Annotated in this window: 11 protein-coding genes and 1 tRNA gene; 9 read left to right on the forward strand and 3 right to left on the reverse strand. The window is 70.7% G+C overall.

All coding sequences use genetic code 11. The annotated features are described in order from the left end of the window. Positions 1–779: 779 nt before the first annotated feature. Complete coding sequence (locus J2Z33_RS08390) at positions 780–2,132, reverse strand: DEAD/DEAH box helicase (RefSeq protein ID WP_209839825.1); 1,353 nt, start codon at positions 2,130–2,132, stop codon at positions 780–782. A 316-nt stretch (positions 2,133–2,448) separates the two neighbouring features. Here J2Z33_RS08390 and J2Z33_RS08395 point away from each other — a divergent pair, with 316 nt between their 5' ends. Together J2Z33_RS08395 and J2Z33_RS08400 are read left to right on the forward strand one after the other, a co-directional pair. After that, positions 2,449–3,258, forward strand: a complete 810-nt coding sequence (locus J2Z33_RS08395; RefSeq protein WP_209839828.1) for a division plane positioning ATPase MipZ — start codon at positions 2,449–2,451, stop codon at positions 3,256–3,258. 102 nt (positions 3,259–3,360) lie between these two features. Next, positions 3,361–3,732: a bactofilin family protein gene (locus J2Z33_RS08400; protein ID WP_209839830.1), complete on the forward strand. Its 372-nt coding sequence runs from the start codon at positions 3,361–3,363 to the stop codon at positions 3,730–3,732. A gap of 482 nt (positions 3,733–4,214) precedes the next feature. Here J2Z33_RS08400 and J2Z33_RS08405 read toward each other — a convergent pair. Further along, a tRNA-Arg gene (locus J2Z33_RS08405) sits at positions 4,215–4,291 on the reverse strand. 112 nt (positions 4,292–4,403) lie between these two features. Next, positions 4,404–5,882 carry a sensor histidine kinase gene (locus J2Z33_RS08410; protein ID WP_209839832.1) on the reverse strand — a complete coding sequence of 493 codons (1,479 nt, stop codon included), beginning with the start codon at positions 5,880–5,882 and terminating at the stop codon, positions 4,404–4,406. Positions 5,883–6,088: 206 nt separating this feature from the next. Here J2Z33_RS08410 and rpmH point away from each other — a divergent pair, with 206 nt between their 5' ends. The 7 genes from rpmH to argB all read left to right on the forward strand — a co-directional run bounded on the left by rpmH (position 6,089) and on the right by argB (position 11,219). Then, positions 6,089–6,223, forward strand: a complete 135-nt coding sequence (gene rpmH / locus J2Z33_RS08415) for a 50S ribosomal protein L34 (RefSeq protein WP_037277473.1) — start codon at positions 6,089–6,091, stop codon at positions 6,221–6,223. Continuing rightward, on the forward strand, positions 6,214–6,570 hold the full coding sequence (rnpA, locus tag J2Z33_RS08420) for a ribonuclease P protein component (RefSeq protein ID WP_209839867.1): 357 nt from the start codon (positions 6,214–6,216) through the stop codon (positions 6,568–6,570). Before rpmH ends, rnpA begins: the two co-directional genes overlap by 10 nt. Further along, on the forward strand, positions 6,567–6,788 hold the full coding sequence (gene yidD, locus J2Z33_RS08425) for a membrane protein insertion efficiency factor YidD (protein ID WP_209839835.1): 222 nt from the start codon (positions 6,567–6,569) through the stop codon (positions 6,786–6,788). The genes rnpA and yidD overlap by 4 nt, the downstream gene beginning before the upstream one ends. Positions 6,789–6,821: 33 nt before the next feature. Then, entirely contained in the window at positions 6,822–7,688 is an 867-nt protein-coding gene (ttcA, locus tag J2Z33_RS08430) for a tRNA 2-thiocytidine(32) synthetase TtcA (protein WP_209839837.1), read from the forward strand. Between the two features lie 111 nt (positions 7,689–7,799). Further along, entirely contained in the window at positions 7,800–9,671 is a 1,872-nt protein-coding gene (gene yidC / locus J2Z33_RS08435; protein WP_209839839.1) for a membrane protein insertase YidC, read from the forward strand. Next, positions 9,671–10,321, forward strand: a complete 651-nt coding sequence (gene yihA / locus J2Z33_RS08440; protein WP_209839840.1) for a ribosome biogenesis GTP-binding protein YihA/YsxC — start codon at positions 9,671–9,673, stop codon at positions 10,319–10,321. Before yidC ends, yihA begins: the two co-directional genes overlap by 1 nt. A 19-nt stretch (positions 10,322–10,340) precedes the next feature. Beyond that, a complete protein-coding gene (argB, locus tag J2Z33_RS08445; protein WP_209839842.1) occupies positions 10,341–11,219 on the forward strand; it encodes an acetylglutamate kinase in 879 nt (292 codons plus the stop codon). Positions 11,220–11,329: the final 110 nt, after the last annotated feature.

Below are 11,329 nucleotides of genomic sequence, written 5' to 3' on the forward strand. Positions count from 1 at the left end.
GCCGATTCCGTTCTCCATGCCGGGGCGAGAGAGGAGGCCGACGGGCTTCGGCGCAGCGGCCTGCCACCGCGATGCGTCGGCCGGCGAGGCACTATGCGGTGGGCTTCGCCACTCCTGACGGGACCGGAAGCTCGATCGCGCTGGTGACCCTCGGCCTCTGCGCGGCTCGGTGTCCTGATCGAGACAGGGAGAATCCGGGACTTTGGCCCAGCGGCCTGGGGCCGCGATGGGTCGGGCGGCGAGGCCACCGTCGGGCGGCTGGCTTCGGCGAGCCATTGGCATCGTGGCGGGAAGGGCCGGACAGGCGAGTGAAGCCCAGTCCCTTCCCTGCTTGGTGACAGGATCGGGGGACCGGGAGCGTCGGCCCGGCGGCCTGGGAGCACGAGCGGGCGGGCGGGACGGCGCTGTCCAGCGACGGGCTTTGACGAGCTGCCGTAACCGGGGCGCGAAGGGGCGGACAGACCGCTAGCGCCCGGCCCCGGCTCTGCTCGGTCAAGGGACCGGAGGCGAGACAACAAGAACCGGGAACCTCGGCTTGGCAGCCTGCGCCCATGATGGGTCGATCTGCGACGGCGCGGACGGGGGCCGATCACCGCCCGGACCGGGCCTCGACCGGCGTGAAGCCTCGTGGCGGGGTGAACGGACCCGGGCCTCGTCACGGCTTGGCGGCCGTCCAGGGGTCGTCGGTCCGCAGGCGGCCCGGGACACAAAGAAGGGGCTGGCGCGGCGGCGGGCGGCCGCGCCAGCTGGAGTGGGTCAGTGGGTCGGCGGCGGCCGGCTCAGGCTGCCGTGGTGCGGCGGCGCGGCGCGGCGGCCGGGCGGCGCGGCTTCTGGCCGGCGGGCTTGCCGCCGGGCGCTCCGACCTGCGCCGGGCGGCGCGAAGGCTGCTGGCCGGCCGACGGCCCGCCCGGACGGCCCTGCCCCGCAGGACGGCCTTGCCCCTGGCCTTGGCGCGGCTTGCCGCCCCGGTTCGCGCCGGGACGCGCGGCGGGCTCGGACACGCCCTCCCACGGGGCGCCCGAGGCGACGGGGATCTTGGCCTTCATCGCCTTTTCGATGTCCCGGAGCTCGCCCATCTCGTCGGGGGAGCAGAGGGCCACCGCCGTCCCGTCCGCCCCGGCGCGCGCGGTGCGGCCGATGCGGTGGACGTAGTTCTCGGGCACGTTGGGCAGGTCGTAGTTGTAGACGTGCCGGATGCCGGGGATGTCGAGCCCCCGCGCCGCCACGTCGGTCGCCACCAGCACCCGCACCTCGCCCTCGCGGAAGGCGGCGATGGCGCGGTCGCGCTGGCCCTGGCTCTTGTTGCCGTGGATCGCCGCGACGGCGTAACCGGCGGCTTCGAGCTGCCTGGCGAGCTTGTCGCTGCCGTGCTTGGTGCGGCCGAAGACGATGGCGAGCTCGTCCCGGTGCTTGTCGAGAAGCTCGATCAGCAGGTCGGTCTTGGCGCCCTTGGCGACATAGTGGAGCCACTGGTCGATCTTGGCGACGGCCTGACCGGGCGGGTTGACCTGCACGCGGACGGGATCGGTCAGGAAGGCCCCGGCGATCTCCTCCATCAGCTTGGGCATGGTGGCGGAGAAGAGCATGGTCTGGCGCTGCTTGGGCAGGAGCCCGGCGATGCGGCGCAGCGAGTGGATGAAGCCGAGGTCGAGCATCTGGTCGGCCTCGTCCAGCACCAGGAACTCGGTCTTGGAAAGGTCCACGGCACGACGGTCGAGGAGATCCACGAGGCGGCCGGGCGTCGCCACCAGGATCGCCACGCCGCGGGACATCCGCTCGATCTGCGGGGTGAAGCCCACCCCGCCGGTGATGAGCGCGAGCTTGAGGTGCGACCCTTGGGCGAAGGCCGAGAGCGTGTCGTGGATCTGCCGCGCGAGCTCCCGCGTGGGGGCGAGGATCAGGGCGCGGGGGGTCTTGGGCTCGGCCTTGCGGCCGTTCTTCATGAGCGCGTCGAGCATCGGCAGGCCGAAGGCGGCGGTCTTGCCCGATCCGGTCTGGGCGAGGCCCATGACGTCGCGGCCCGCCATGGCGTGCGGGATGGCCTGGGTCTGGATCGGCGTTGGGTCGGTGATGCCCTGGTCGTTCAGGGCGGTGATGAGGCGGGGCGAGAGCCCCAGCGTGTCGAATTGCATGGATGTCCTGTCAGGGGCCCGCAGGCCCGAATGGGTCCCCGTCCCGGCCCAGCGGGGTCCGGGCAGCGAGGGGTGGCAGCCGATGCGCTGACCCCCGGGCGGCATTGCCCTGGGACCGTCACGGCGCGGCTTCCCCTGCGTGAAAGGTGGGAACCTTGTGCCCGGCGATCTCGCGCATCAAGATGCGCCCTGCTCACGCGGCAGGACCGGCGGGTGAGTGGCACATGGGCCTCGGCGGGCCCCGAGTCAAGGACCGCTCGCCTTTTCCTCGCCATCTTGCGCCATTATACCGCTGCCGGATGCAAGGGGGGAAGCCGTGGCGCACATCATCGTCGTGGGCAACGAGAAGGGCGGCGCGGGCAAGTCCACCGTCGCCATGCACGTCGCCTCGGCGCTCGCGCGGATGGGGCATCGGGTGGGGTGCATCGACCTCGATGTCCGGCAGCGCTCGCTCGGGCGCTACATTGAGAACCGGACGCGGTTCCTGGCCAAGGAGGGGCTGGACCTGCCGACGCCGCGCGACCTCCTCCTGCCGGAGATCGACGAGGCGGAGGTGCCGGAGGGCAAGAACGCGCAGGATCTCCGCCTCGGCCGCGCCGTGGCGGCGCTGGAGGCGGAGTCGGAGTTCATCGTCATCGACTGCCCCGGCAGCCACACCCGGCTCGCGCAGGTGGCGCATTCGATGGCGGATACGCTGGTGACGCCGCTGAACGACAGCTTCGTGGACTTCGACCTCCTGGCGCGGATCGACACGGACGGGGAGAAGATCCTGGGGCCGTCGGTCTATGCGGAGATGGTCTGGAGCGCGCGGCAGTTGCGGGCGCAGGCGGGGCTCGCGCCCATAGACTGGATCGTCCTGCGGAACCGGCTGGGCAGCCAGGCGATGCTGAACAAGCAGCGGATGGAGGCGGCGCTGGCGCGGCTCGCCAAGCGGATCGGGTTCCGCGTCGGGCCGGGGTTCTCCGAACGGGTGGTGTTCCGGGAGCTGTTCCCGCGGGGACTCACGCTCCTTGATCTGAAGGATATCGGCGTCAGCAGCCTGTCGATGTCCAACGTCGCCGCGCGGCAGGAGCTGCGCGAGCTGGTGCGGGCGCTGGGGCTGCCGGGAGTGGCGGTGCGGTTCTGACGCAGCGTCGGGGCGTTCGGCGCGGGGGCCCTTGTCTCGCCGGCCCGTCTTGGGCTTGATGCGGCGAAGGCCGGCCCCGGGGGCCGAAGGGGAGATTGGATCATGGCCATGAGCAGCGGCGCCGCCGCCAATCCGGGCGCGGGCTACGGGGCGCAGGGCGGACGGTCGCACCTCGTCGCGGGGACGCGGATCGTGGGCGACATCAGCGCGCCGGGGCTCCTGGAGATCCAGGGCCAGGTCGAGGGGCGGGTGATGGCGGATTCGGTCGTCATCGAGGAGCGCGGCACCGTCAACGGCGAGGTGCAGGCGGCAGCGGTGGGCGTGAAGGGCACCTTCACCGGCCACATCGCCGGGGGTGCGGTCCGCATCCACGCCTCGGCCCGGCTGTCCGGCACGATCCGCTACGAGACGCTGAGCATCGAGAGCGGGTCCGAGATCACCGCCACCTGCGAGAAGGTCAGGGCCGAGGGCTGAGGGCGCGGCGTCCCGGATCCACCATCCGATCGCGCTCGATCCGGACGACGGGACTCTGCGGGTCACCTGCCCGGATCTTCCCGAGGTCACGAGCTTTGGAGGGATGGTCGCCGAAGCCTTGCACCACGCGGAGAACGCGGTAGCCGTGGCAGGCTGGCTGGCGCACGGCGAGCCGATCCCCCGCCCGAGCAGCAGCCATCGTCCTACGGTCCCGCTCCGCCTATCGCTCGCGTAAGGTCGAACTGATCTGGGCCTTGCGCGTCCGCGATCTGTCGCAGGCCGATCTGGCGTGGGAGGCGGGCCTGCGGAAGCGGCAGGTGAAGCGTCGTCCTGATTCAAGACGCGGCGTTCAAGTCGGCCGCGACGAGGCAGCGTTCAGGGCCTTGGGGGGTCGGGTGAGCGTAGGCATGGAGCCGAGCGGCTGACCTTGATGGATCAGGTCAAGGCCATGCCTGAAGATAACTTCATCTGCTGGAGGACTCTGGCGCGCTGGGGAGGATTCGAACCCCCGACCCCTTGATTCGTAGTCAAGTACTCTATCCAACTGAGCTACCAGCGCGCGGCAGAGTGAGGGCGATGTAACCGTGGCCACCGGGGTTGGCAAGGGCCATTCCAAGGAGGGCGGCGCACTTGCCGCAAGGTCGGGCCGCAAGGTCGGGCGGGAGCCCCGATCATTCGGCGGCCTCGGTGCCGCCCTGGTAGCGCCCGGCGAGCGGCGGCTCGGGGTCGGTCCCTCCTCCGGTCTCGTCCGGGCGCGAGAGGGGGGCCAGCCGGGTCGTCTCCTTGGGCAGGCGGATGGCGAACTCGGTGCCGCCGGGGCCGGTGCGGCGCAGCTCCAGCCGGCCGCCGTGGCCGCGCACGATCTCGTCGGCGATGGCGAGGCCCAGGCCGGTGCCGCCCTTGCTGACGCCCCCCTGGAAGGCCTGGAACAGGTGCTCGCGCGCCTTGGGGGGCAGGCCGGGGCCGGTGTCGCTGGCCACGATCCACCAGGCTTCGTCGTCCTCCTCGGCGGACAGGCCGATCTCGCCCGGCTTGCCGCTCGCGGTGATGGCTTGCCGGGCGTTGCGGACGAGGTTGAGGATCACCCGGTAGAGCTGCTCGCCGTCGGCGCGGACCGTCATTCCGGCGGGGATGTTCTCCGAGAAGGAGATGTCGGCGTCCCCCGCCGCCAGCCGCTCCCCGTCCACGACCTCGGCCACCACCGAGGCCAGCGGCACGCGGGACAGGCGGGGCGGCGGCTCCTCGACGCGGCCGAAGGCGAGGGTCGATTCGCACAGGGAGATGGCGCGGGACAGGGAGGCCACGATCTTGGGTGCCATGCGACGCACCAGCGGGTCCTCGGTCTCCTCCAGCCGGTCGGCGAAGAGCTGGGCCGAGGCGAGGATGTTGCGGAGGTCGTGGCTGACCTTGGCCACCGCGCTGCCGAGCTGCGCGAGCCGCGCCCGCTGCCGCAGCGCGCCGGTGAGCTGGGTCTGCATCCCGCGCAGCGCCTCCTCGGCCTCGCGCAGCTCGGTCACGGAGGCGGTGGGGTCGATGATCTGGCGCGCGTCCTCGGGCGCGGCGGCGTAGGCGCGCATATGGCCCACCACGCGGTCGATGGGCCGCAGGAGGAGGACGCGAACCGCGAGGAACAGGAGCGCCGCCGTGACGATGGTGATGACCGCCGACAGCGCCAGCACGCGCAACCCGTCCTCGATCATCGCGCGGCGCAGCGGGCCCTGGTCAAGGGTGATCTCGATGAGGAGGCCGCCCTCCTGCACCGGGCTGCCGATGACGCGGATGATGCGGTCCTCGGGATCGGCCAGGGTCGCCAGCGCGTCGCGGATCAAGGTGGCCGCCGTCGCCTCGCGCAGGTCATAGGTGGCGTGGATCGGCTCGGGGATGGGTGAGGAGAGCGCGAGCTGGCGCAGCTCGTTGCGGCGCAGGACGACGTTGTAGACGCCGGCGTTCCGCAGGAGCTCGCGCTCCAGCGATTCGTCGAGGGAGTCGTCGGCGAGGAGCGCGAGGGAGGCGATCTGCGCGGCCTCGAGCCGCAGGTCGAGGTAGTCCACGCGCGACCGGGCCACGGAGGGTACGAAGATCAGCACCTCCGCCAACATGACGAAGGCGGCCGTCAGGATCAGGAATCTCCCGGAAAGGGAGTTCAGCATGGCCCGGGCCTCGTTCTTCCGTTCCGCCATGTAGGGTGGCCTCGCGATTTCGTGTAGGCCGTTCGGGCACAACCCCGCAAAGGGATCATGGGTCCCGCGTTCGCGCGGGGCGCGTTGACACGGGGGGGACCGGCCACTATGGGACGGGCTTCGGATATTGCGCGCGGGTCCCGGAGGCCCTGTCGCGCGCTGCAGGAGTTCGCGACATGAAACGCACCTTCCAACCCTCGAACCGCGTCCGCAAGGCCCGTCACGGCTTCCGCGCCCGCATGGCCACCAAGAATGGCCGCGCCGTGCTGAACCGCCGCCGCGCCCGCGGCCGCAAGGTCCTCTGCGCCTGATCGGTTCCGCGCGGGTCCTCACGAAGCGCGCCGACTTCGTGCGCGCCTCGTCCGCCCTGCGCGCCTCCACGCCCGGCTTCACGCTCCAGGCCCGCCAGCGGGCCGAGGGCGAGGCCGAGGGGGTGCGGGTGGGCTTCACCTGCTCCAAGAAGGTCGGCAACGCCGTCGCCCGCAACCGCGCCAAGCGCCGGCTGCGCGAGGTGGCGCGCGCCGTCCTGTCCGAGGGCGGGCGGCCCGGCTGGGACTATGTGCTGATCGGCCGGCCCGAGGCCACGGCCTCCCTGCCCTTCGCGCAGCTCCTGTCCGACCTGTCGCGCGCGCTGTCGCGCGTGCATCCGGAGCCATGACGCCTGGGGCTTGGCTCCTCGCGCTGCCCGTACGGGCCTATCGCCTGCTCCTGTCCCCCCATGTCGGGCACAACTGCCGGTTCACGCCCACCTGCTCGGCCTATGCGCTGGAGGCGCTTGAGCGTCACGGCGCACTGCGGGGTGGCTGGCTGGCGCTACGCCGGATCGGGCGCTGCCATCCCTGGGGCGGCTGGGGCGTGGACGACGTGCCCAAGTAGGTCTAGGACCGGTCCCGTCCCCCGGAGATCGCCATGCTCGACGACGCCGACGCCCCCGACGACATCCACCCACTGTTCGCGGGAGCCCCCAAGAGCACGGAGTTCCGCAAGCTGCGGAAGCGCCTCGTGCAGGACGTGCGAGAGGCCATCGACCGCTACGGCATGGTGACGCCCGGCGCGCGCTGGCTCGTGTGCCTGTCGGGCGGCAAGGACAGCTACACGCTTCTCGCCATCCTGCACGAGTTGCAATGGCGGGGGCTGCTGCCGGTCGATCTGCTGGCCTGCAACCTCGACCAGGGGCAGCCGGGATTCCCGGCGACGGTGCTGCCGGCGTTCCTGGAGCGCATGGGGGTGCCGCACCGGATCGAGTATCAGGACACCTATTCGGTCGTCACCTCCAAGATCCCGGAGGGCAAGACCTACTGCTCCCTGTGCTCGCGGTTGCGGCGCGGGAACCTGTATCGCATCGCACGGGAGGAGGGATGCTCGGCGGTCGTGCTGGGGCACCACCGGGACGACATCCTCGAAACCTTCTTCCTCAACCTCTTCCACGGCGGGCGGCTCGCCACGATGCCGCCGAAGCTGCTGAACGAGGAGGGCGACCTCCTCGTGCTGCGCCCCCTCGCCCATGCGGCCGAGGCGGATTGCGAGCGGTTCGCGAAGGGGATGAGCTACCCGATCATCCCCTGCGATCTCTGCGGCAGCCAGGAGGGGCTCCAGCGGGTGCAGATCAAGGCGATGCTGGACGAATGGGAGCGGCGGAGCCCGGGGCGACGGACCAAGATGTTCCGGGCGCTGACGACTGTGCGGCCGTCGCATCTGCTCGACCCCGACCTCTTCGACTTCACGGGTCTGGCACCGGATGGGGAGCCGCGCTCCGTCCCGCCCCTGTTGCGCTGAGGGCTAGGGCGGGCGGACGCGTCCTGCGGCCCTGCCGCGCAGGGAAAACCGCTTGACCTTTCCCCCACCCGAGTCTTGAAGCCCCCAAGCGTGTCACGGCGGGGACCACCCATGGACGATCAGAACAAGAACCTCATCCTGGCGACGGCGCTCAGCTTCGTCGTCATCCTGGTCTGGTTCCTGCTGTTTCCGCCGCCCGAGCAGGCCCCCTCGCCCGATCCGGCGTCGGTGACCTCCCAGACCGTGCCGGAATCCGTGGCCGCTCCCGACGCGGGCGAGGCCGGAGCCATCGCTGCCGATGCCGCCGAGGAGACGGTCGCCACGGCGGCGCAGGCCCCGCGCATCGCCATCGACACGCCGTCCGTCACGGGCTCCCTGTCCCTTCAGGGCGCGCGCTTCGACGACCTGTCGCTCAAGGGCTACCGGGTGACGCTCGACAGCCCCGACCTCGTCAAGCTGCTGACGCCGCAGGGCTCGGCCTTCCCCTACTACGTCGTGGCCGGCTGGTCGGCGGGCGCGGGGCTCTCGGCCGACGCCGTGCCCGGCCCCGACACCGTGTGGACGCTGGCCGAAGGCGCGGCGGCCCCGGAGGCGGCCGAAGGCGAAGCCGAGCCGACCGTCGCCACGCTGACGCCCGACTCGCCCGTGACCCTGACCTGGGACAATGGCGCGGACCTCCTGTTCACGCGCGTCATCGCCGTGGACGACAAGTTCATGTTCACGGTCACCGACACCGTCGCCAACACCGGCGAGGCCGCCGCGACGCTGTCGCCCTACAGCTTCATCGCCCGCGATGGCCGCGAGGACGTGCCCGGCAACTACATCCTCCACGAGGGCGTGGTGCGGATGTCGGACGGCGAGCTGCAGGAGATCGACTACCCCGACATGCCCGATCTGGAGCAGGCCGCCGACGGCTCGGCCCAGGAGGCCATCGAGGTCGCCCAGAACGGCTGGATCGGCTTCACCGACAAGTACTGGATGACCACGCTGATCCCCGAGCCGGGCACGCCCTTCGACTCGGTCGCGCGCTACCTTCCGGGCGGCGAGGTGTTCCAGACGCTGGCGCGCGAGGAGGCGCAGACCGTCGCGGCCGGGCAGAGCATCACCAACGAGAGCCGCGTCTTCGCCGGCGCGAAGGAATGGGAGACCATCCGCGCCTACCAGCAGGGCGGCGTGGACCGCTTCGTCGACTCCATCGACTGGGGTTGGTTCTTCTTCCTGACCAAGCCGATGTTCTGGCTCCTGCACCACCTGCACGAGCTGCTGGGCAACATGGGCGTCGCCATCATCGCGCTGACGCTGGTCATCAAGGCGCTGGTGCTGCCGCTGGCCTGGAAGTCCTACGCCTCGATGGCGCGGATGCGCGAACTCCAGCCCGAGATGGAGAAGCTCAAGGAGAAGGCCGGCGACGACCGCATGGCGCTCCAGCAGGGGATGATGAAGCTCTACCGGGACAACAAGGTGAATCCGGCGGCGGGCTGCCTGCCGGTGCTGATCCAGATCCCGATCTTCTTCTCGCTCTACAAGGTGATCTTCGTCACCATCGAGCTGCGGCACGCGCCGTTCTTCGGCTGGATCCGTGACCTGTCGGCCCCCGACCCGTCCTCGATCCTGAACCTCTTCGGGCTGCTGCCCTGGGCCACGCCCGAGCCGGGATCGATCTTCTACATCGTCTCGCTGGGCGTTCTGCCGATCCTTCTCGGCATCTCCATGTGGCTCCAGCAGCGGCTGAACCCCGCCCCGCCGGACCCGACGCAGAAGATGATCTTCGCCTGGATGCCCTGGATCTTCATGTTCACGCTGGGCGGCTTCGCGTCGGGCCTCGTGCTCTACTGGATCGCGAACAACACGATCACCTTCGCGCAGCAGTACATCATCATGCGGAGCCACGGCGTGACGCCCAACGTGTTCGGCAACATGAAGGACATCCTGCGGAAGACGCCCAAGGCCGCGGGCTCCGACGCGTCGCCCAAGGGCAAGTGATGGTCCTGCCCTTCCCCGAGGCCGCGCCCCCCGACGAGGCCGCGCAGGAGGCCGGCCGGCTCCTGTTCGCGGGGCCGGTGGACTTCCTCAAGGGCGTCGTCGCCATGCAGGGCCTGCCCCCGGCGGACCGGGCCGAGGTCTGCTTCGCGGGCCGCTCCAATGTCGGCAAATCGAGCCTCATCAATGCGTTGACGGGCCGCAAGGCGCTGGCGCGGGCGTCCAACACGCCGGGGCGGACGCAGGAGGTGAACTACTTCACCCTCGGCGAGAGCCACTATCTCGTGGACCTGCCCGGCTATGGCTACGCCGAGGCGCCAATCGCCGTCGTCGCCAAGTGGCAGGCGCTGCTGAAAAGCTACCTCCAAGGCCGTCCGACGCTGCGCCGGGCCTTCGTGCTGATCGACGCGCGGCACGGCATCAAGTCGGTGGACGAGGAAATCCTGTCCCTCCTCGACAAGTCGGCCGTGACCTTCCAGGCGGTGCTGACCAAGGCCGACAAGATCGGCGCCCGCGAGCGCGAGAAGGTGCTGGATCAGGTGCGCGCCGCGCTCCAGAAGCACCCCGCCGCCTTCCCGGAACTGGTGCTGACCTCCTCGGAGACCGGGGACGGCATCGCCACGCTCCGCGCCATCATCGCCGGGATCGGCTGACGCCAGAGGACCAAGCCCCATGAAGCGCGACTGGATCGCCACCGCCCGCACGCTCAGCGAGGCCCTGCCCTACCTCCAGAAATATGCCGATGCCGTCGTCGTGGTGAAGTTCGGCGGCAACGCCATGGGCGACGACGAGGCCATGGCCCAGTTCGCCCGCGACATGGTCCTGCTGCGGATGGTCGGCATCCATCCTGTCGTGGTGCATGGCGGCGGGCCGATGATCAACGCCATGCTCGACAAGCTGGGAATCGAGTCGCACTTCGTCCGCGGCAAGCGCGTCACCGACAAGCCCACCGTCGAGGTGGTGGAGATGATCCTCTCGGGCCTCGTCAACAAGCGGATCGTGCAGGCGATCAACGACGCCGGCGGGCGCGCGGTGGGACTGTCGGGCAAGGACGACGACCTGATGGTCTGCGTCGCCGACGACCCGGAGTTGGGCTTCGTCGGCCGCCCGGTGGAGATGAACGTGCAGGTGCTCCGCGACCTCTACGAGGCGGGGATCATCCCTGTCGTCGCCCCCGTCGCGACCGGCATGGCCGATAACGAGACCTTCAACGTCAACGGCGACACCGCCGCCGGGGCCATCGCCGGCGCGCTCAAGGCCGACCGGCTGCTCCTGCTGACCGACGTGGCGGGCGTCAAGGACGAGAACGGCGAGGTCGTGACCCAGCTCGGCGCGGAACGGTTGCGCGGCATGATCGAGAGCGGCGTCGTCAAGGGCGGCATGATCCCCAAGGTCGAGACCGCACTCGCCGCCATCGAGGCCGGGGTGAAGGCGGTGGTGATCCTCGACGGCCGCCTGCCCAACGCCGTGCTGATCGAATTGTTCACCGACTATGGCGCTGGCTCCATCATCCGGGGGCCCGAGCCCGAAACCTGGCCCAAGCGCCGTTAGGGCGATGCTGGGCGATGAGCTGCTACCCGAGTCTGGACCACCCGGCTGGCCTCTCCCGGGGGGTCTGCCGATCAGGGCGGGCCATGAGCCGCTGACCGATCTGTGAGCTC

Origin of the sequence: Rubellimicrobium aerolatum (assembly GCF_017872975.1) — a bacterium.
GTDB lineage: Bacteria > Pseudomonadota > Alphaproteobacteria > Rhodobacterales > Rhodobacteraceae > Rubellimicrobium > Rubellimicrobium aerolatum.

Excerpts from the sequence above, each read along its gene's own strand:
- J2Z33_RS08390 (WP_209839825.1), bottom strand. The coding sequence starts at position 2,132 with ATGCAATTCGACACGCTGGGGCTCTCGCCCCGCCTCATCACCGCCCTG.
- J2Z33_RS08400 (WP_209839830.1), top strand. The coding sequence starts at position 3,361 with ATGGCCATGAGCAGCGGCGCCGCCGCCAATCCGGGCGCGGGCTACGGG.
- J2Z33_RS08410 (WP_209839832.1), bottom strand. The coding sequence starts at position 5,882 with ATGCTGAACTCCCTTTCCGGGAGATTCCTGATCCTGACGGCCGCCTTC.
- rpmH (WP_037277473.1), top strand. The coding sequence starts at position 6,089 with ATGAAACGCACCTTCCAACCCTCGAACCGCGTCCGCAAGGCCCGTCAC.
- yidD (WP_209839835.1), top strand. The coding sequence starts at position 6,567 with ATGACGCCTGGGGCTTGGCTCCTCGCGCTGCCCGTACGGGCCTATCGC.
- ttcA (WP_209839837.1), top strand. The coding sequence starts at position 6,822 with ATGCTCGACGACGCCGACGCCCCCGACGACATCCACCCACTGTTCGCG.
- yidC (WP_209839839.1), top strand. The coding sequence starts at position 7,800 with ATGGACGATCAGAACAAGAACCTCATCCTGGCGACGGCGCTCAGCTTC.
- yihA (WP_209839840.1), top strand. The coding sequence starts at position 9,671 with ATGGTCCTGCCCTTCCCCGAGGCCGCGCCCCCCGACGAGGCCGCGCAG.
- argB (WP_209839842.1), top strand. The coding sequence starts at position 10,341 with ATGAAGCGCGACTGGATCGCCACCGCCCGCACGCTCAGCGAGGCCCTG.